The sequence below is a fragment of the Bradyrhizobium sp. R2.2-H genome, from assembly GCF_004346455.1.
Lineage (GTDB): Bacteria > Pseudomonadota > Alphaproteobacteria > Rhizobiales > Xanthobacteraceae > Bradyrhizobium > Bradyrhizobium diversitatis.
The window spans coordinates 534,478-553,744 of sequence record NZ_SMBR01000005.1 but is presented as its reverse complement, the minus strand read 5'-3'; the positions used below and the strand labels follow the sequence as shown (position 1 = coordinate 553,744).

18 protein-coding genes and 1 pseudogene are annotated in these 19,267 nt (G+C 58.6%); 6 read left to right on the top strand and 13 right to left on the bottom strand.

Going from position 1 to position 19,267, the window contains the following annotated elements; genetic code table 11:
• On the top strand, positions 1-183 hold a 183-nt coding region (locus EDE08_RS38875; protein ID WP_207912996.1), incomplete at its 5' end, for a hypothetical protein.
• A 47-nt stretch (positions 184-230) separates the two neighbouring features.
• Here EDE08_RS38875 and EDE08_RS16755 read toward each other — a convergent pair.
• Positions 231-1,436: an ABC transporter substrate-binding protein gene (locus tag EDE08_RS16755; RefSeq protein ID WP_131869873.1), complete on the bottom strand. Its 1,206-nt coding sequence runs from the start codon at positions 1,434-1,436 to the stop codon at positions 231-233.
• A 298-nt stretch (positions 1,437-1,734) separates the two neighbouring features.
• Here EDE08_RS16755 and EDE08_RS16750 point away from each other — a divergent pair, with 298 nt between their 5' ends.
• From EDE08_RS16750 to EDE08_RS16740, 3 genes are all read left to right on the top strand, one after another.
• Positions 1,735-2,271, top strand: a complete 537-nt coding sequence (locus tag EDE08_RS16750) for a TetR/AcrR family transcriptional regulator (RefSeq protein ID WP_131869872.1) — start codon at positions 1,735-1,737, stop codon at positions 2,269-2,271.
• Between the two features lie 115 nt (positions 2,272-2,386).
• The gene (locus EDE08_RS16745; RefSeq protein ID WP_207912998.1) at positions 2,387-3,262 is read left to right on the top strand and encodes an alpha/beta fold hydrolase; all 876 of its coding nucleotides are present in this window, start codon (positions 2,387-2,389) and stop codon (positions 3,260-3,262) included.
• Between the two features lie 35 nt (positions 3,263-3,297).
• The gene (locus tag EDE08_RS16740) at positions 3,298-4,149 is read left to right on the top strand and encodes an alpha/beta fold hydrolase (protein ID WP_131869871.1); all 852 of its coding nucleotides are present in this window, start codon (positions 3,298-3,300) and stop codon (positions 4,147-4,149) included.
• Between the two features lie 128 nt (positions 4,150-4,277).
• Here EDE08_RS16740 and EDE08_RS16735 read toward each other — a convergent pair whose 3' ends face one another.
• From EDE08_RS16735 to EDE08_RS16680, 12 genes are all read right to left on the bottom strand, one after another.
• Positions 4,278-4,520: a dioxygenase family protein gene (locus EDE08_RS16735; RefSeq protein WP_502700612.1), complete on the bottom strand. Its 243-nt coding sequence runs from the start codon at positions 4,518-4,520 to the stop codon at positions 4,278-4,280.
• A gap of 180 nt (positions 4,521-4,700) precedes the next feature.
• A complete protein-coding gene (locus tag EDE08_RS16730; protein ID WP_245524801.1) occupies positions 4,701-5,333 on the bottom strand; it encodes a nuclear transport factor 2 family protein in 633 nt (210 codons plus the stop codon).
• 48 nt (positions 5,334-5,381) lie between these two features.
• On the bottom strand, positions 5,382-6,185 hold the full coding sequence (locus EDE08_RS16725) for an IclR family transcriptional regulator (RefSeq protein ID WP_131869869.1): 804 nt from the start codon (positions 6,183-6,185) through the stop codon (positions 5,382-5,384).
• A 234-nt stretch (positions 6,186-6,419) separates the two neighbouring features.
• Positions 6,420-7,292, bottom strand: coding sequence for a shikimate dehydrogenase family protein (locus tag EDE08_RS16720; RefSeq protein WP_131869868.1), 873 nt, complete (start codon positions 7,290-7,292; stop codon positions 6,420-6,422).
• Positions 7,279-8,124 carry a sugar phosphate isomerase/epimerase family protein gene (locus tag EDE08_RS16715; RefSeq protein ID WP_165935927.1) on the bottom strand — a complete coding sequence of 282 codons (846 nt, stop codon included), beginning with the start codon at positions 8,122-8,124 and terminating at the stop codon, positions 7,279-7,281. The genes EDE08_RS16720 and EDE08_RS16715 overlap by 14 nt, the downstream gene beginning before the upstream one ends.
• Positions 8,125-8,182: 58 nt before the next feature.
• A complete protein-coding gene (locus EDE08_RS16710; protein WP_131869866.1) occupies positions 8,183-9,094 on the bottom strand; it encodes an alpha/beta fold hydrolase in 912 nt (303 codons plus the stop codon).
• Positions 9,095-9,154: 60 nt separating this feature from the next.
• The gene (locus EDE08_RS16705; RefSeq protein WP_131869865.1) at positions 9,155-10,297 is read right to left on the bottom strand and encodes an epoxide hydrolase family protein; all 1,143 of its coding nucleotides are present in this window, start codon (positions 10,295-10,297) and stop codon (positions 9,155-9,157) included.
• Positions 10,294-11,103 (bottom strand): sugar phosphate isomerase/epimerase family protein, encoded by an 810-nt coding sequence (locus EDE08_RS16700; protein ID WP_165935928.1) that lies wholly within the window; start codon positions 11,101-11,103, stop codon positions 10,294-10,296. Before EDE08_RS16700 ends, EDE08_RS16705 begins: the two co-directional genes overlap by 4 nt.
• A gap of 41 nt (positions 11,104-11,144) precedes the next feature.
• Entirely contained in the window at positions 11,145-12,209 is a 1,065-nt protein-coding gene (locus EDE08_RS16695) for a Gfo/Idh/MocA family protein (protein WP_131869863.1), read from the bottom strand.
• A gap of 19 nt (positions 12,210-12,228) precedes the next feature.
• The gene (locus EDE08_RS16690; RefSeq protein ID WP_131869862.1) at positions 12,229-14,769 is read right to left on the bottom strand and encodes a branched-chain amino acid ABC transporter ATP-binding protein/permease; all 2,541 of its coding nucleotides are present in this window, start codon (positions 14,767-14,769) and stop codon (positions 12,229-12,231) included.
• Positions 14,766-15,635 carry a branched-chain amino acid ABC transporter permease gene (locus EDE08_RS16685; protein ID WP_131869861.1) on the bottom strand — a complete coding sequence of 290 codons (870 nt, stop codon included), beginning with the start codon at positions 15,633-15,635 and terminating at the stop codon, positions 14,766-14,768. Before EDE08_RS16685 ends, EDE08_RS16690 begins: the two co-directional genes overlap by 4 nt.
• 69 nt (positions 15,636-15,704) lie before the next feature.
• Positions 15,705-16,973 (bottom strand): ABC transporter substrate-binding protein, encoded by a 1,269-nt coding sequence (locus EDE08_RS16680; RefSeq protein ID WP_131869860.1) that lies wholly within the window; start codon positions 16,971-16,973, stop codon positions 15,705-15,707.
• Positions 16,974-17,467: 494 nt separating this feature from the next.
• Here EDE08_RS16680 and EDE08_RS16675 point away from each other — a divergent pair, with 494 nt between their 5' ends.
• Together EDE08_RS16675 and EDE08_RS16670 are read left to right on the top strand one after the other, a co-directional pair.
• A complete protein-coding gene (locus tag EDE08_RS16675; protein WP_207917525.1) occupies positions 17,468-18,307 on the top strand; it encodes an alpha/beta fold hydrolase in 840 nt (279 codons plus the stop codon).
• 99 nt (positions 18,308-18,406) lie between these two features.
• A pseudogene (locus tag EDE08_RS16670) lies at positions 18,407-19,182 on the top strand (LuxR family transcriptional regulator).
• Positions 19,183-19,267 lie beyond the last annotated feature (85 nt).

Genomic DNA, 19,267 nt, shown 5'->3' with positions numbered 1-19,267 from the left:
AGCCGGGAAAGCCATCTGGCGCGACCGATTAATCGACATCGGATCGTCATCGGCAATGGCGCCATCAGGGTAACATTCGCAGATGCGGCAATACGAGGGGTCAAATTTGGACGCCGGTTGACAGTTTCGCAAGACAACGCAGAAGGAGGAGCGCTGTGGCGTCGTTGCCCGAGCTTGCAATGAAGCAGTCGCTGGTCGCAGCCCCAAAGAGCCGCGACCTCGGCATCATGTCATAGACTGCCGAAACGACTCTCAATCCACTCGAGTCCGGCTATTCCGTCCGGCGGGTTTACGGCATTCGGCGGAAAGCGCATTATGTCGATCAGTTCTATTTCCCCACTCCCCGCCCGCCGCCGTACCGTCCCGTAGACAGCTTCCGCAACGGCCTGACGGCCGTTCGCCCGAGTCATAGAAATCCTCGATCCGACACCTTCAAATGTCGAGCCGGCTAGGACTGATGCGACATCAATGGTTGCTGATGCTGCTCCCGCCTGATCCCACGCCGTCTTCAGGCCGAGAAGCGCGTTGGCGATTCCATACGATGGATAAATCGGCGCTATTTCGTACCGGTCGCGGTAGCTGGCATTGAACCAGCGATTCAACTCCGTGTCATGTGCCAGCAGCCCGTGCGAACCGCGGCCTCCGACGATAGTCCCGTCAGGAATTGTCCCGGCCAAACGGTGAAGTCCGCTTTCTCCGGAAACCAATAGGAGGCGTGCGTCCGGTATTTCTTTTCGTGTGACCTCTACCAAACGGAACAGGTCGTAGCCCCAATTCCCCGAATGGACGAGTTGGACCCCGTTCTCTTTCAAGACTTTTGCCGGAGTCTCGACGGCACCAGAATATAGCGGAGCGAAATGCCCTCCGACCTCTTGTGCATCGGGCTGAAGCACCTGCAACGCAGCGCGAAATTCTCTCCAGCTATCCGTGCCCCAAAGATATTGTTGGTTGATGCCGCCGAAACTCAACCCGCAGATTCCGAGTTGGGCGGCTACATAGCGAGCGGCGCCGACAGCGTCGGTTGTCGTGGTCGTCTGGGTTCGAAACACCCAATCCCATCGCCGAGCGAATAATTGGCTGGCACCGCCACCGGAGATGACCGTCAGTAAGCGTAGTTCTTCGGCGATAGGAGCAATAGCCATCGCGATTGCGCTGCCCGCGTACCCGACCACGATATCGGCACCGTCGGCGTGTATGCGCCGCAACTGTTCGACTTGGTCGTTTTCGGAGCCACTTTCGTCGTAAACCCTCAGTGACAACTTGCGGCCAGCGAACCCGCGAGAAGCGTATGGCTCGGGTAGCTCGTCTCCGGTATTGATGGCTTCGACCATGAGCTCTGCGGCATTTCGAGCGGGAAGGCCGAAAGGCGCAGCGGCGCGCCCCGAGAGGTAGGTCACCACGGCCACATTTACCGGCTTGTTCGTAACCGTCTGCATCTGGATGCTCCGAAAATGGACTGCCAGACAATTGTGGACTAATTAGTCTTGAATTACAACATCTCTCCGTGAGGCGTCGGGAAGTCGTTCAACGGCCCTTACCGCTCAGTGCGCGAGCGGCCGGCCGTCCCTTGCCGTACGCGTGTAGAGAGTAGCCTCACGCCAGCGTCAGAATGGAGAGAACGAGCTTGCTATTCGCGACCGGTTAGTCTAGATATGCCGCATGATACGACAGACTTCGCAACGAATGCGTGGCCGCCCGAGAGAATTCGACCCGGATGAAGCCATAGAATGCGCTATGGGCGTTTTCTGGTCGACCGGTTATCACGCGACATCTCTTCCCGATTTACTTGAGGCTACAAATCTATCGCGCGGAAGCCTCTATGCCGCCTTTGGCGATAAGCACGGGCTTTTCTTGCGTGCGCTCGACCGATATATCGCCGATTCCCTGACGCGCCTCGATGCCGAGCTTGACCCGCGCAAAGATGCTCTGGAGGGCGTCCGAGCGTGCCTTGCGAGATATGTTGAGCGGACCAGCGGCGCTGGCGCCAAGCGCGGATGCCTCGTCGTGGCGACCGCGATGGAATTGGGAAGCCACGACGCCGAGGTGGAGCAGCGTATTCGCCGGTTTTTTAAGACAATGGAGACGCGGCTGACGGCGGCATTGGGACGTGCAAAGTCCGAGGGACGACTGGCGGATGGGATTGAGCCCGCGACCGCCGCTCGTTTGCTCATGTGTGTGCTCGAAGGCATGCGTGTCGTGAGCAAGACGAACTCGGACCGCAGTGCATCGGAAGCTGCAGTCCGGATTCTCCTCGACCGCTTTGGGAAGTAGATCGTTCCATGACGACCGCGTCGTTACGCAGGCCAATTTATGGACCATATGGTCGTAAAATAACTTCCCCCACTTTCGCACGTCGCTCGCTGTCGCACTTCCGGGAGGGATTTCCGTGGACGCCGAGGTGAGATCTTATGAATCGCTGCGGGCCGGTGACATTCGATTTGCCTATCAGCGGACGGGCATGGGTGGACTTCCGATCATCTTGCTCCACGGTTGGCCTCAGACATCGCATGCTTGGCGGCGAGTAGCGCCATTCCTGAGTTCCGAATGCGACGTTGTGATTCCCGACCTGCCGGGCTTTGGCTTCACGTCGAAGCCCGATAGCGGGTTCGACAAGACGATCGCTCGACGCCTGAGGGATTTTGTACGGGCGCTCGGCTTGTCGCGCATAGCTTTGGCGGGTCACGATCTGGGCGGGCACGTCGCCTATGCCTACGCGGCACAATGGCCGGAAGAGGTCAGCCACCTTGTCTTCATCGAGAGCAGCCTTCCGAGTTTTGGCCAGGAAGAGGCGATGGACGTCTCGGAAGGCGGAAGCTGGCACTTCGGCTTCAATATGGCCGGCGACATATCGGAGGAATTGGTTCGCGGACGGGAGAAGCTGTTCGTCGAACATTTCATGCGACGCGAGAAAGTCGGGCTCTTCGATTCGAATTCAGTGAGCGACGCGGACATTGAACACTACGCTCGCGCGCTTCAGCGGCCCGGGGCGCTGAGGTCCTCCTTCAGCTATTACCGCACGCTGCCAATCGATCGAGGCGATAATTCGGTCTGGGGACGGACTCCGCTACCGATGCCGGTTCTGGCGATCGGGACCGAGTGGGGATACGGACCGGCTTCCGAACATACGATGCGGCGGGTCGCGAAAGAAGTTCGAGGAACGATCATCGGACGCTGCGGACATTATCCCGCGGAGGAGCGTCCGAGTGAGTTGGCTCGCGTCATCATCGACTTTTTGGCGAAGACGACATCGATCTCACGTTAAGCGCCCCGACGTTAAATTCAACGAAAGGATCCACGATGAGTTATGAGCTGAACGACTTCCGCCATCAGGTCCTGCGCGCAGGAAATGTAAATATCCATGCTGTCGTAGGTGGCCATGGATCGCCACTCGTTCTCCTCCATGGCTGGCCACAGACCTGGTGGGAATGGCGCAAGATCATGCCGGTGCTTGCCGAACGGCATACCGTGGTTGCCCTCGATCTGCGCGGAGCTGGGCATTCCGATTGTCCTCAGGGCGGCTATGACAAGGCAAGCCTGGCCGAAGACGTGCACGGCGCAATGGGAGCACTCGGTTTCGAGCGCTACGCCGTCTGCGGGCATGACATCGGAGCGATGGTAGCCCTGGCCCTAGCCTTCAAGCACCGCCAAGCCGTGACGCGCGTTGCGATCCTCGATGCGCCGATGCCGGGGTGGAGCCAATGGGAGGCGAATTTCGCCGATCCGATGGTCTGGCATTTCGCGTTCCATATGAAGCGTGATCTGCCGGAGCGCCTCATCTACGGTCGCGAGTTCGACTACGTCTCGGTATTCTTCGCCGATCGCACGTTCAACCATGGTGCGCTACCGATCGAGGAAGTGGAAGTTTATGCGCGCGCCATGGCTAAGCCCGGGAACACCCGCGGCGGCCTCGAGTGGTATCGCGCTTTTCCGGAGGACCACGCAAACGCTCTCGGCTGGAAGCGAGATCCCTTGACGATGCCGGTCCTCGGATTGGGAGGAGATCGCCGGTGGGGACCGAAGATCGTCGCCATGCTGGAGGAATTCGCCACCAATGTCTCAGGCGGAAGCATCCGGGACTGCGGCCATTGGTTGGCGGAGGAGCGGCCGGCCGAGACGGCCAAAGCACTCCTCGAGTTCTTCGCGAAATGAAGCCGTAGGGATCGGCACTCCCGCATCGCGGCCGTCGCGATCGGCGAGAGTGCGAAGCGTCTTTCCTGGCAATGCCGGTTCGCTGGTTCCGAGTTGCTTGTTGGAGCGCGAGGCCACAGAAAGCCGAATCACCTGCCCGCATCGGCGAGCACGAAATTGTAGCGCAGTGCCGCCATATCCTTGGAGACCCAGTTGCCGCGCGCGGTGGGCCCTGCTGCCTGCGTCTCGAGTTCGCAAATCAGGACATCCTTGACACCGAACACAACATCCGAATCGAGGTATTCGCTGTCAGCCAGAAACAAATGGGTTACGAGGGTTTCGCAGTTCGGCGCCGACATCATGAAATGGACGTGCGCCGGGCGATATCGCACGAACGCCGCATTCCGCCGCAACGCGCAGCGCCAACTCCTTTTGATCCGGGGTGCAGACTACGAAAGCCCTGCGGCAGCCCAGCCGCTCCAACTCCGCTGCTAGTTCTCGCGTTCCACCAGAGCCGAACAGCACGCGGCCAGGACTTGAGACGTAAGTGAAGGGAAGCATGCGCGGCAAGGTTAGAGTTTCGCCCCGCTCAGCCATGCGGCGCCGCGACTATAGAGCTGGTCTACCGCCGGTCCCTTGAGACCAGGCATATCGGGTTTGACGGTGTAACCGATCCGCGTCTGCATATAGGCTAGGTGGCGGTAGCCTTCGGGGAAGCGAGCCAACAAGGCAGCGTCGAGTTCCAACTTCGCTGCCGGAGAGACCGGGTCCATTCTATCCTTCTCATAGATCGGCTGCCGCAGCACTATTCCCCAACGACCATTCCGCTTTTCCAAAAAATCATAGAAGCGGCCGGTGCAAACGACATCGCAAGCTACACCTTCGACATCGCCGCGCTGGGAGATCGTCATTTTGGTTTGCGAAATTGCGCGGTCTCCGGCGACCTCGATCGAGATTCCGCCGAGAAAATGAAGGATGCTCACGCCCCGCGCCCAGCCATCCTGACTGACTCGAATGAACTCCTCGGCGCTTCCCTGAAACCAGGTCGCCATCATACGCCCGTCAGGATGCCACACCTGACGAAATTGCTCCCAATGACCGGCGTCGCGCCAGACGACCCAGTTTTCGAGCAGATCCCGAATCCGTCGGCGATCCGCCTCGTGTCCGTCCGTTGTCGCCGCTACATCCATACCAATTTTATCCATGTTCTTGTACCAGAACAAGTTTTTATATATGTACATACGCGGCCTGTGTCAACTCAGCAGGTGGCTTTTCCTCCCGCCGGGGCGACCTAACAGTAGTTGCCGTAACAAATCATCGCGGGTTTGAATCAACGCATGCTCCGCTTTGCGTTGCACTTCGGAGTCAAAGCGCGATGCCGGAATTGCGACGTTGATGGCCCCCAACGGTTCTCCGGCCGGGTCGAGCACCGGAACTCCTATGCCGACAATGCCCGGGGTCCACTCCTCAAGGGAATAGGCGAAGCCTTTGGCACGGATTTTTTCGATCTCCTGACGCAGGACCTTGACCGAATGGATGGTCTTCGGCGTCGCCCGCTCGAACTGAACACGAGCGAAATATTCCTTCTGAAAATCGCTTGGCAAATGCGCCAGGATAGCTTTGCCGCCAGAGGTCGCGTAAAGCGGAGCCAGATCACCTAACCGCATATGAGTGACCAATCGATGCGGTCCGAGAACGGTCGCCACGACCTCCGCTTCGTCGCCTCTAAGAAGATTGAGCGCGCTACTTTCGCCGGTCTTACTTGTCAGTTCCGCCAGGAATGCTTCGGACAGAGTTGCTAGGTCCCGCATTCGCCCGACGCCCTGCGCCAAGCGGAGCAATGCTTCACCGAGACGGTATCCGCGACCGCCAACCGTGACCTCAACATAGCCGCGGGCAATCAGATTTTTCAGCAGCTGAGAAAGGCTACTCTTGGGAATCTGCAACGTGTCCGCGATTTCGCTATGCGACATCTCGCGCCCCGCATGCGCCAACAACTCGAAAAGGTCGAGCACGCGATCGGCAGATTTTACCGCCGCCAAGCTTGTGTCACTCATAAATGACATCTCCGTTCATGTATATGAACTAATCTGCCATTCTGGGGAACATGTCAACGCGACGCCGCCGCGCCGCGGGGCACCGTTGTCACGAATGCATCATTCAGAACGTGCGCCGGCAATACTGGGTGCGCTTGCGAACCAAAAGCGCGGGGATTTGCGCTCAGTCCCGCAATTATCAATGATGTTGCGCCACAGTCATGAGCTTATAACGCAAGGCGATCTCGTGCCAGCTCAATGAGCCGCGGATGCTTTCCTGAGCAAGCCTTCCCGAAAGAACGCAACTTGAGCGTCGAGCTGATAAAGCATGACTGCCTCACCAAGTTGGATCCGGCAGCCGCGCGCCTTGGCCTGTTGCAGAAATGGAGTGACCGGCGGCTTCATGACCACTTCGGCCACCATCATCTCCGGCGACAATAGCGTTGGGTCCAGTGGAAGAGGATCATCCTGACGCATCCCGAGGGGAGTCGCGTTCACGACCAGGGCTGCTCCGCTGGGGTCGGCCGTTTCAGCCGACTCGATCGCATAGTTGGCCTGCTGCAAGCGCTGCGCGAGTGCGTGGGCGCGAGTGGCAGAGACATCGAAGACGCGCACCGAAGCGCCGGCCAAAACCAGTTCCACGGCGACAGCAGAACCAGCGCCACCCGCACCAACAACGAAAGCGCTCTGCCCCTTCGGATCGAACCCGCGATCCATCAAGCCACGCACAAAGCCGACACCGTCGAGAATATCACCGCTCCAGGATCCATCCGCTTCGCGACGAGCCACGTTAATCGCACCGACCAGACGCGCGCGCTCGGAGGAGCGATCAACCAGTTCGGCCATCGGAATCTTGTGCGGCACGGTGATGACCAAACCATCGAGATTTCTGATCAGCTTCAGGCCGCCAAATGCTACCGGCAAGACGACGGCCGGCACATGCAGCGGCACGAGGGCCGCGTTGAGGCCGGCCTGACGCAGGCGCTGAGTCATTGGAGACGGTGCGCGCACCTGCGACACCGGGTCACCAATGAGTCCGTAGATGCGCAACTGTCCGTTGGGAAAGCCGTCATCCAGGCCAATCGCTCCCGATGCCGCGGCATCGACCAAAGGCTCAGCGCCAGCCATGGCGGTGTAACTCTTGCCGAGCGTCGGCCATATCGGCGTCCGGTGTTTCGGAGATTAGTTCTACGATGCTTGTCCCTGAAAAGCCGATCTCCCGCAGTGCCTGCGCGACCGCGGCGAAATCGACGGCCGACCGTCCAATTGGAGCATGGTCCCATTTGTTGCGGCTTGCATCGGAAAGATGCACTTGGCGTAGCCAGCGGCCGGCTGTGCGGATGGCTCGAGTCTGGTCTTCGCCAACGAATTCTCCGTTCGCTACGTCGTACGCAATCCCGAGCTGATCGCTGCCGAATTCATCGAGAAAGGTCACCATTTGCTGCACGGTTGGCATCGGACTCATATGGTGATTTTCCAAAATCAAACGCACACCCGCCCGCTCCGCGTGGGGAACAAGAGTTTCGAGGCCGGCCTTCAACCAACCATGCGCCGCTTCCAGCGGCGGCGGGACAAAGTTGGCTCGTCTTCCGGGAACAACGACGATCATCGGAACGCAGACCTCTTCGCAGAGGTCAATTATGTCAAGAAATTGCTGCACCGAGTATTCGCGCATCTGCAGCGTAACGCTGCATAGATTTTGATCGGTACTCGGCAAATTCAGCGAATCGAAGCTCAAGCCTTCGCCGGCGAGCAGGTTACGAAGCGCGCGACGTTGAGTTTTGTCGATGTCATAAGGCCACAAATGCGGTGGAATCGTCAGCACGTCGAAGCGACTGTAGCCCGCGCTTTTCAGACGCTGAAGAGCCGTTTCCAAGCCGCATGTCTGGAGATAGGTCCATGTGCTTGCGCCAAGGGAGAGAGTTTCCACAAGATGATCCTTGAATTTGACGAGAAGCAAGATTACCGCGGAGCAACGACTTTAGGCTCTCGGGTCCCTGCTCAGCTCAATCCTTTGTTTAGCTTAGCAACGAGGCATCAAGGAACGGGACGACCTTCTCGATTACCGCTTCGGCAGCCTGTTCCGGCAAAAGATGACCGCAAGCTATGTCGAACCCTCGGACGTCGTCCGCCCAACGGCGCCAGACATCGGATGCCGTCAACGCGCCAGTTTCCATCCCGCTGGCAACAAGCCGTTCATCGGCCCAGAGCACCATTACGGGGCAAGTAATCCTATGTCCCGATGCCCGGTCAGCCGCATCATGATCGGCATCGACCTCATAAGCGGCCCGATAATCTTCGATCATAGCTTTGCGCACCGAGGTCTCACGAAACGCTTCGCGATAAGCGGCCACGGCGGCGGGGTGTAGCTTCTCGATCCCACCAGCCATCTGGTTCAGCGTGGCATCAAGAAAGGCATCGGGATCCGCCGCCAGCATGCGCTCCGGCAAATCGCCTGGCTGGACGAAAAGAAACCAGTGAAATGCTCCCTTGGCAAATTGCCGGTCGACGGCGGGCCAAACATCAAGTGTCGGCACCACGGCGAGCGAACAATAAGCGCTCACACTGTCCGGATGGTCGAGCGCGAGCCTATAACCGACGCGCGCTCCCCGATCATGTCCTACGACGGCAAAGCGATCGTGCCCGAGCGCGCGCATCATTGCGACGAGTTCCGTGCCGACTGCTCGCTTATGCCAAGGCCCGGCGTCTAGAACGCGGCTCTTCCCGTAGCCCGGCAGATCGGGTGCAATAACGGTGTAGCGCTCCGCTAACGCTGGCGCGACGTCGTGCCACGTGGCGTGACATTGCGGATAGCCATGCAACAAGAGAACCGGCGGCCCCTCTCCGCCTATTACGCCTGCGAAGCGCACGCGAGAGGTCGGATGTTCCAGCGCTGAAAATCCTTCGAACAGGTGCAAGGCTTGGCTCATGTAGATATCTTTCGCAAATCTCGGAATGCCGTGTCGATTCAGCTTCTTCCGCGCGAGAAGTCATCGGAGGGCGCGGATGAAGGTCAGCAAATCCTCCGCTAGCAATTCGGGCTCCTCGGTAGCCATGAAGTGTCCCCCGCGCGGTAAGACGCTCCAGCGCGCGATCTCGAACTGCCGGCGGGCAAAGGATTCAGGCGGTATGCCGCCGATCTCCGCGGCCGACAGGTAGAACCCGACCGGCACCTTGACTTGTGTGCCATCCACTCGTGCGCCGGGCGGCCAATCGTAGACAAAATATGGTAGGAACGATGTAGCGATCGTATTTGAGATCCAATATAGCGTGGCATGGCTGAGGATGATGTCCATGACCTCGGTGCTCGCGCAATTTAGCCCATCACTCCAGGAAGACCATTTCTCCGCCAGCCAAGCGGCTAGTCCTGCGGGAGAATCGCTCAGGCCATAAGCGAGACTGAGCGGTTTGGTCTGTTGAACGTGCATATAGCCGCCCTCCGCGGCAGCCCATTGATTGCGCTGGGCAAGATAGGCCTGCTCATCCTCTGTCGGTATCGCCTCGCCCGGCAACACCAACCGCAGCGCATTCGAACTGACATGAATGCCCCTCACTCGCTGCGGATGTCGCACACCCAGCCACGACGTCACCCGCGCGCCGATATCACCGCCGCTGGCAAAAAATCGCTCGTATCCAAGCGACGTCATCGCGCGCGCCCACAGGTCGGCGATAGCAGCGCCAGTATAGGCTTCAAGCGTTCGTGCTGGAGAGGAAAACCCGAATCCTGGCAGCGACGGGATAACCAGATGGCAGGCATCTTCGGCACGCCCGCCGAACCGTTCCGGCTGGGTCATCCGCTCGATCAGCGGAACGATCTCCAGGAAGCTGCTGGGCCAGCCGTGCGTTATGATCACGGGCACCGCGTGTGCATGCGGACTTCGGACATGGAGAAGATGAAGCGTCACATCATCAATAGTGACATACTCATGTGGCAGCGCAGAAACGCGTTGCCGCAGAGATTCGAAGTCAAACTGAGTGGCCCAATAGTCCACCAGGCGCTTGGCATCATCACTGCTGGTGCCCAATGATCGATCATCACGCGAATCGTAAGAGGGCCAGCGCGTTGCCAAGAGTCGAGCCCGCAGAACGGCGATTTGCTCGCTGATATCTGAAAGGGTGAAGATAGCGGTCATTTCGCGCTCAACTTGTTCAGCAACCGCTTTGTCCTTTCCGCGGCCAAGGTTGCACGTGCCGCTGGTGGCAATCCACCCCGGTGTTCGCTTGGGGCTTCGATAGCGATCGGTGTGTCACGGGGAAATGCTCTAATGAAATCAGCGAGCCAAAGCCCACCTTCGCCCGGATAAAGCCGTCCTCCTCGTGATTCCGACCGCACACCTTCGGGCGCCGGTGGGATAGCCGGCGCATCACACAAATGCATATAGGAGAACAGCGCCGGATCATATTGCGCTAGGTCCGCCGGGCTCCCGTCCGAACGGCTCAGATGCAGGGCATCGACCAGCACACCGGCATTCGCGGGACCGACGTCGCCCAGCATTGCCACAGCTTCTGCCAGAGAGCGAATCTGGGAATACGGAAGGAATTCCAACATCACCCGTACTCCTCTGAGATTGGCCGCGGCACAGAGACGGGAAAGGTTTTCTGCGAGGCGACCGCGATCGGGATCGTTGCCGGCGACGATCACGTGTCTGGCCCCTAGCTCGACGGCGACGTCGAGAGCGGGCTCAAGCGCCGCGACATCGCTTTCGGCCGAAAGCCAGATCGCCTCGACATCGAAAACTTCGAGACCCGTGTCGGCGAGCCGGCTCTTGATGTTGCGTATCATACTCCGATCGCCGATGACTGGAACGACGTGATCCGTTGGAAACGGCGCTACGATACGCAACCCGATTGCATCATATCCTCCGGCCTCCGCGGCTTCGATCAGCGTAATCGGATCTGCGTCGATGACGGTGAAGTGGGCTAAAGAAAGCAACGGCAAGAGCTTGTCCTCATCGATCGCGGCCTGGGCGGCCCAGTTGGTTATTCGTTCAGTGTGATCGTCTGACCGGTGGCTGCCGCTTCCTTGACAGCAAGAGTTGCTTGGAGCGTACGTATTCCGTCCAGGCCTGACACGAGTGGCGCCTCTTCGCGGCGAATGACGCGAGCGAAATGCTCGATCTGGCGCAAGTAAGTGTCCGCGCTCTCGACCGTTAAGACTTCCGCGTTGAGATCGCTGCGCCAACCTGGCTCGGCAACATCGCGATAATTGTAGTAACCCAACGTCGGTAGCGTCACAGCGCCCTCCGTTCCTGCGAAGACATGTGTGCTGACCTTCTGTCGCTTCATCCGATCCGAGGTTCCTAGCATCAGATCGAATTCGCCCGAGGCAAGATCCCATGAGAAGGGCGAGACAGCGGTGTCCGAAACGCTGATCGTCCCGATAGCGCCGCTTTGGAAACGCAACAGCACCGCGGCAGTATCCTCGACTGCGAATCCTCGCACTGCGTTGGAGCTGAGGGCCTGGAGCGAGTGGATCTCACCGAACATGAAGCGGATCAGATCGATCTCGTGAATAAGATTGATCAGGACGGGCCCGCCGCCGACCTGCCGCCGCCAATCGAGATCAAAATAGCTAGCCGGCTTCAGTTGGTTGTACATAACCGTGGCTGTTACCGGCCGGCCGATGAGCCCGTCACGTATGGCTTTATGCAGCCGCTGAACCGCCGTGTTGTGGCGACGATGATGGCCGACCAACACCGGCACATCCCGCGCTTCGGCTTCCTTGCACATGACGCGCGCGGTCTCGACCCGATCGGCCACAGGTTTTTCGACCAATACTGCGATGCCTCGCTCGATGCAGGCGAGCGCGACCGGTACGTGCTCCGCATTCGGCACCGCGACGACTACTCCGTCGAGTGTCTCGTTTTCCAACATTTCGTGGTAGTCGGCGTAGGCCGGGATGCTCTCGGCGCGAGCGAAATCCAAGGCCGAAGGCGTCGGATCGGCGACCGCGACCAGCGTTGTCTGAGCCGACGCCCGGATGACCTTCCAGTGAGCTTTGCCAATCGTGCCGAGGCCGATGATGCCGATACGTACTTGAGCCACTCTAGCTTTTCCTTCTTGCTTACGCCATTGCTTCTTGCACGAACGAAACTGGCTCTTCGTCTTGAACCACGCCAAGGAGCTTGGCCTGAAGTGCATGGTTCTTCGCCAACTCGGCGGCCTTACCCTCGAACGCGACTGCGCCGTTGACGAGCACACAGGCCTTGTCCACGATGGTCAGTACAGTCTCGGCGTGGTGTTCCACCACGATCATCGCGACCTTTCCGCGCAACTTGACGAGCGCCTCCATCACCTCGTTGACGACCGCCGGGGCAAGGCCTTCGAACGGTTCGTCGAGCAGGATCAGCTTGCTGGGCACGACAAGGGCGCGAGCGATAGCAACCATCTGGCGTTCGCCGCCGGATAGGTTTTCCGCCCTCGCCCTTTTACGGGTTTGAAGACGAGGAAAAAGTTCGAACACTTCCGCAATGCTGATGCCGCCCGGCCGCGCTGCGAGTTGAAGGTTTTCCATAACCGTGAGATTCGAGAACAGGCGGCGGCCTTCTGGAACCAATGAAATACCGAGTCTGTTGATTTGATACGACTTGAGTCCGTTAAGTGTGGCACCATTGAATGTGATTGCACCTGCGCTCAGCGGTAAGCTTCCAGTAAGCGCTCTGAGCAACGTCGTCTTGCCGACGCCGTTGCGGCCGAGAAGCGCGACCGCCTCACCTTCATGAACCGTAAGGTTCACTCCAGAGAGCACCGTACTGCCGGAATAGCCCGCCGCTATGGCCCGCGCGTCGAGCAGCAGCCGGCTCGAGGCATGGGCAAGCCGCTCGACCGCTGGAGTTATCTGCTGCTCGCTTCCCTTGCTGGCGCCCAGATAGGCCGCGATTACCTCAGGATTTGCAGCCACCTGCGCGGGCTTGCCATCGGCGATAATCCGCCCCTGATGCAGAACTGAGATACGATCGGAGATGGCCAGAACCCGGTCGATGTCGTGTTCGATCAGCAGCACGGCATGCTTTTCGGCTAGCCGTTTGATCAAATCCGCGACCACGACACGATCTGCCTCTGCTAGACCAGCAAGTGGCTCGTCAAGCAGTAGCAGTTTGGAGTCGATCGCGAGGGTGACAGCGATTTCCAGCAGGCGCTTGGCTCCATGGGGGAGATTGACGCAAGGGTCCGCCGCCCGGTCGGCCAGACCGACCGCATCGAGAATCGACCAAGCTCTATCGTTTATGCTCGTCAGGTCATGGGCGTCGAAGAAGAGTCCGCCCGGGCCGTGGCGCTGAGCCTGCACTGCAACTCGCACGTTTTCGAATACGGTCAGGTTGGGAAAGACTGACAGGATCTGAAACGAACGGCTGATGCCAAGACGCGCACGTGCATGGATCGGCAAGTGCGTGATGTCCGCGTCTTCGAACAATATCTGCCCCCCACTCACCGGCAAGACGCCGGTGAGCATGTTGTACAGCGTTGTCTTGCCGGCCCCATTCGGGCCGATGATGCTGTGGAGCACAAAGGGGCGGATCTCGAGATCAATCTCCTTCGCGGTGACGAGGCTACCGAAATTTTTGGAAAGCTTTCGCGTTTCGAGGATCGGCCTGGTCGGATCGACTGCCAAGGCCGCGCTTTCATAGGGTTTGATTGCGTGAGGCCGGGGCGGAATCGTGTTGTTGGTCAACGTCCAGCGCTGGCGACGCATCGCTCGCTGTGCCAACCCCTGCATTCCTTCGGGCGACATCAATGCGAAGAGAATCAGTACGGGCGCGAAGATCAGCCACCAGCTTTCCGTGAGCGCCGACAGGCGGTTCTCCAGAACAATGAAGGCGATGGCTCCCCAAAGCGGACCGAGGAAATGGTGGACGCCGCCGAGGACCGTCATCAACAGGCTGTCACCGGCATGCTGCCAGCTCAGATTGTCGGCATAGACGCCCTGGAGCATCAGGGTCAGTAGAGCGCCGGAATAGCCTACGACTGCCGCCATGAGCGTGAAACCACCGAGACGGATGAGGTAGACATTGTAGCCGAGACTGCTTGCACGCTGTTCGTTGTCGCGCACGGCCTGAAGCGTGCGTCCGAAGGGCGAGTGCGCCAGGCGCCACATGAGCCACATGGCAATAATCACCGTGACGACCACGAAGATGTGGAACGACGTGTCCCTGGTAAAGCTGGGGCGCGCCAGTCCCTGAATGCCGTTCTCGCCGCCCGTGACCGAAGTCCATTTGAACGCGACCTCAAAGGCGATCTGCGAGACGGCGAGCGTCAACAGCGAGAAATACAAGCCCTTGCGGCGCAGAATGACCGCACCGATGGCTAGTCCGAGCAGGATCGAGAACAGAATCGATAGAGCCAGCGCGGCAAACTCGTTGCCAACCCCACCAAGCAGGAAGAATGCCGCCGCGTAGCTCGCGCAGCCGAAAAAGACGGATGCACCGAACGGAACCAGGCCCGTGTAGCCGACAAGCAGATTCACCCCGGCACCATAAAGCGTATAGATCGCAATCTGCGTGACAAGTGAAACCGGTGCGCCGAGCGCGAGCCAGAGAGCGGTCAATGCGGAGAGGACGGCGGCGACCCAAAGAACGGGATGTCGCAGGATCGATCGGACTTTCATTCGAACCTCTCCCACTTCTCGCCGAAGAGGCCGCGCGGACGCACCAGGAGAATGATTGCCATGAGGATGTACATTGCGGCACTGGACCAATCGGGATGAAACTGAATGGTCATCGACGTCACGACGCCGACAAGGACGCCGGCAATGATCGCACCGGCATAGGAACCAAGACCGCCGATGGTGACGATCACGAAAGCGGGCATGATCGCGCCCGCAGCCATCGAAGGATTGACCGTCCAGAGCGGACCCGCGAGCATGCCGGCGAGACCGGCGAGCAGGCAGCCAATACCGAAAACACTGCTCAGGGCGATCGGAAGGTTGATGCCGAGAAGGCCCACCATCTCTGCGTCGCGCGATCCGGCGCGAATGATCCGCCCGAACGGCGTGTACCTGAGAAAACTCCAGAAGGCGATGAGCGCGAAGACCGTAACGACCAGCACGGCGATGCGGTACTTCGTGATCAGGATCGGGCCATATTCCACGAACCCTGACAGGACTCTCGGCGGGCTGAAGGGAAGCGGTGCGGCGCCGAACACGAGACGGAGGATTGCCTCGGCGAACAGGGCCAGCGCAAACGTGAGAATCAGGCCGAGTAGCGGTTCCTGTCCGTAAAGCCGTCGTATCAGTGCCACCTCTACAAATACACCGATGAGGCCGGTGATAATTGGCGCACCCAGCGCTGCCGCCCAGCCGAACTCTCGACTCAACGTCAATGCGAGATATGCACCGATGGCGAAGAACGCACCATGCGCAAAATTGACGATGCCGAGCATTCCGAAAATGACCGACAAGCCTACGGCAATCAGAACGTAGAGAAACCCCAGAACCAGACCGTTCACGGCCTGGGATACGATCATGTCGAACATGAAGCACTCCCATCGGGCGGGCCGCGTCTTCCCTCGGGAACTGCGGCACCGCTTATCCGTGACCGGCTCTCAGAGCTTGTCCATCTTGCAGGCGCTTTGGGCTTGGCTACCGAAGACCGTTTCGATCTCGCGGTCAGTCGAAGGCGTTTCAGCTAGGATGTCGAAATAATCCCATTTGTCGGTGATTTTGGGCTTGATACCAACTACGAGCAGACGGTTGACCATCTGGTGATCGAACGCGCGATAACCTGCCTTGACGCCACCGCGCTGAACGCTCCAATTTTCGAGCGCGTTGACGATCGCTCCGGGCTCCGTCGTTTTCGCCGCTTCGATCGAATCGAGCATTGCGTTCATCGCCATCCACCCCATCCAGGCTTTGTCGGCTGCCGGGCGCTTGTATTTCTGCTCATAGCTCGCCGCCATTGCTTGTTCTTCCGGCGGGTTGTTAGGATTCTTGTGGTACCAGTTGAGCGTGAACAGACCGTCGGCGGCTTCCGGGCCTACGCCCCAGAGATCAGTGGCGCCGACGGCGATTTCTGCGAACGGAATCTTGCCCTTCATGCCCAATTCGTTCCACTGTTTCAAAAACGTGGAAATATCGCTGCCCGGTACCCCGCCCACAACTACGTCCGGCTTGGCGGCGCGGATCTTGAGAATGAAGGAACTGTAGTCAGCGGTGTTGACCGGCACTTCATCGGCACCGACGATTGTGATTCCGTTGGCCGCAGCGAATTCGGTGAATGAGCGTTTGATATCCTGCCCGAAGGCAAAAGCCGCAGTGATGAGATACCATTTCTTGCCGAGACCTGCGCAATACGGCGCAAGAACACGAGTGTGAACATCCGCGGGCGGCTGAAGACGGAAGGTATACTTGTTGCAAAGCCGACCAGTGAGATCGATCGCTCCAGCATTGGGAGCGACGAATGGGAGCTTGGCCTTCTTCACCACCGCGGAGATTGCCAGCGCGCTTGGGCTCAGCGAGCCACCAACAATGCCGACGACTTTGTGTTCGCCGATCAAGCGCTCCGCATTTTGCTGTGCGGCCTGTGAAGTCGGCTCATCGAGCCAAATGACTTCCGCTTGGCGACCCAGAAGAGAATTTTTGCGGGCTTCGAGCGCCAGTAAACTGCCTTGCGCCATATACTCCGCTTGATCCGCCACGGCTCCTGTCTTGGCGTAGATCATTCCAATCTTGATCGGATCAGAGGCGGCAGCACTCCGGATATACGGCATGCCGAACTCTGAAGCAGTTGCGCTCGCCAAAACGACGCCGCCCGCACCACCGATCAATGCACGGCGAGTAATCTTGATCGCATGGCGCGATGAATTGGATGACATACCTTCCTCCCTCAATGTTTCGGCTTCCGGCTCTCAGGAGCTCTTCAGATAATTGCCGCCCACGGGCTGCCCGGCGGCAGTTCCTGTTTATGAACTAGTTCGTCTATATGTTCTATCAGATTGGATGTCAACTCAATCGAAGCGGCTTGCGAGAAGGACGCTGCTTCGGATTGCATTTAACGACCTATTGGTCTATATTTCAATTGGAAACTTTATTTTCTTCGCTTGCGGACCGATTGATCTGCAGGAAGCTCTCCGTTTGCGACTTTCAAAGCTGGAATGTTGCTGTTAGCACGGCGCGAGATCGGACTTCCCTACCTCGTGTGGCGGAGACTGGAGCGTGCAATGGGCAAGGTTCGCTCCGTGAGCAGGCATCTGTCGCCACAGATCTGCTTTCTCAAAACTCGGAAGGGATACCAAACCAAGCCTGCTTGACAAGCGTACATATGTGCGAAGATGTTTCCATTTGTGAAGCAACGCGTTTAATGCGGAGAATGAAGTTCATGCATCGCAGACAGTTTATCGGAAACGCCGTGACAGGAATCGCCGCTGCGGGTTCTGTGCTCGTGAGTTCGGAGGGTGCTACAAGTGCCGAAGCCAGGCTGCCATTGACTTTCGTGCTCGTGCACGGGGCCTGGCATGGAGGTTGGTGCTATCGGGACGTCGCCGCCGAACTCCGCGCCAAGGGACACACGGTATTTACTCCGACACTTACGGGTTTGGGGGAGCGCTCTCATCTAAACGGTCAAAACATCACGCTTGAGACCCACATCAGGGATGTCTGCGGGGTCATCGAGGCGGAAGAACTCTCCAATGTTGTCCTTTGCGGCCACTCTTATGGCGGCATGGTGATAACGGGCGTGGCCGACCGGATGAGCTCGCGCATTCGAACGATGGTATATTTGGACGCTTTTGTTCCCGAGCATGAGCAATCGCTAAACAAATGCCTCGAACTCGCCTTATCACCCGGGAACTCCAAGGCCTTTATCGAGGGATTTCGCGGAAGCGCCATCAAGAGCAATAGTGGTCTAATGGCTCCTCAGCCGGCCGAAGGTTTCAAAGTCGTCGCAGATAAGCGTGCGTGGGTTGATCGGCGCTGCGTTTCTCAGGCGCTGGCGACTTTCGAGACACCGGTCCTGCTCACCGGAGCCGCTTCATCAATCAAGGAGCGCGTGTTCATCTTGGCCGAAGGCTGGGACCCAAGCCCATTCCGCTACTATGCCGCGAAGGTAGCCGGGCTGCCAGATTGGCGCGTTACCAAAATGCCGTGCGGTCATGACCTCATGGTGGACATGCCACTCGAGCTTGCCCGCGAACTTGTGAATCTTTCGTAGGGTGTGTCTAGGTCTGCGATCCCTCCCAAACTTGACCGGGATATCCAACGATCCCGGTCCCTTTGGTAGAGTGACAATACTTGGGATGTGGCCACCCAGATGCACCGCGTCTTTCAGAGATTTGTTGATCTTCTGTCGAGTGCCAAGGACACGGCGGATTTTTCAGAAGTACTCGCAGTCACGGCGACAGCTTTGGATCTGTCTTGCTTTGCGTATCTCGCGCTACCGCATAGACACAGGGAGAACCTCGCCTTATCTCCACATATCCCTCCAGTTGGACATCCCACTATCTACGCAGCAACTATCAGTCCATCGATCCTGTCATCATCGCGGCGCTTCAGACTGTCGAGCCTTTCCGCTGGGGAGTTGATTTGCGATCGAGATCCTCCTCAATCGCAGAGCAGCGGCTGTTTGATGAGGCTGCGCAATTCGGGATAAAATTCGGATTCACTATTCCTATTCACGACGGTCGCGGCCCTGTGGCTGCCCTCACTTTTGCCTCCGATCATCGCAGCTCTCCTTTCGAGAACAGCGTCACGGCACAAGCACGTGTGCTCCAACTCATGGCGCTGTACTTTCATGCTCATGTCCGACGACAACTGAATAGCGCAACGAATGTTGCAGCGACGCCTCTGTCGCCACGCGAACTTGAGTGTCTCGAATGGGCGTCACAGGGAAAGAGTGCTTGGGAGACCGGACGAATTCTCGGCATCTCGCGGCACACAGTGGCATCTTACCTCGAGAGCGCGAAGGAAAAGCTTGGGGTTAGAACCGTAATTCAGGCAGCGATCCGACTGGCCCCTCCGACGTATTGGCAATCCTTCAACAATTGGCAACACCTTAGCCGTGGCGGGTTACCTTGCAATCTCGAATGAGATTCTCACCCACCTTCGTAAGGCTGGCGGTCTTTCGACACCGGTTCTTTGGACGCCGGTAGTCTTCGCGGCCGCCTAGAACGCC

What these genes read in the sequence shown, in the direction of transcription:
- EDE08_RS16755 (WP_131869873.1), bottom strand. Translation starts at nt 1,436, where the DNA reads ATGCAGACGGTTACGAACAAGCCGGTAAATGTGGCCGTGGTGACCTAC.
- EDE08_RS16750 (WP_131869872.1), top strand. Translation starts at nt 1,735, where the DNA reads ATGGGCGTTTTCTGGTCGACCGGTTATCACGCGACATCTCTTCCCGAT.
- EDE08_RS16740 (WP_131869871.1), top strand. Translation starts at nt 3,298, where the DNA reads ATGAGTTATGAGCTGAACGACTTCCGCCATCAGGTCCTGCGCGCAGGA.
- EDE08_RS16730 (WP_245524801.1), bottom strand. Translation starts at nt 5,333, where the DNA reads ATGGATAAAATTGGTATGGATGTAGCGGCGACAACGGACGGACACGAG.
- EDE08_RS16725 (WP_131869869.1), bottom strand. Translation starts at nt 6,185, where the DNA reads ATGAGTGACACAAGCTTGGCGGCGGTAAAATCTGCCGATCGCGTGCTC.
- EDE08_RS16720 (WP_131869868.1), bottom strand. Translation starts at nt 7,292, where the DNA reads ATGGCTGGCGCTGAGCCTTTGGTCGATGCCGCGGCATCGGGAGCGATT.
- EDE08_RS16710 (WP_131869866.1), bottom strand. Translation starts at nt 9,094, where the DNA reads ATGAGCCAAGCCTTGCACCTGTTCGAAGGATTTTCAGCGCTGGAACAT.
- EDE08_RS16705 (WP_131869865.1), bottom strand. Translation starts at nt 10,297, where the DNA reads ATGACCGCTATCTTCACCCTTTCAGATATCAGCGAGCAAATCGCCGTT.
- EDE08_RS16690 (WP_131869862.1), bottom strand. Translation starts at nt 14,769, where the DNA reads ATGAAAGTCCGATCGATCCTGCGACATCCCGTTCTTTGGGTCGCCGCC.
- EDE08_RS16685 (WP_131869861.1), bottom strand. Translation starts at nt 15,635, where the DNA reads ATGTTCGACATGATCGTATCCCAGGCCGTGAACGGTCTGGTTCTGGGG.
- EDE08_RS16680 (WP_131869860.1), bottom strand. Translation starts at nt 16,973, where the DNA reads ATGTCATCCAATTCATCGCGCCATGCGATCAAGATTACTCGCCGTGCA.
- EDE08_RS16675 (WP_207917525.1), top strand. Translation starts at nt 17,468, where the DNA reads ATGAAGTTCATGCATCGCAGACAGTTTATCGGAAACGCCGTGACAGGA.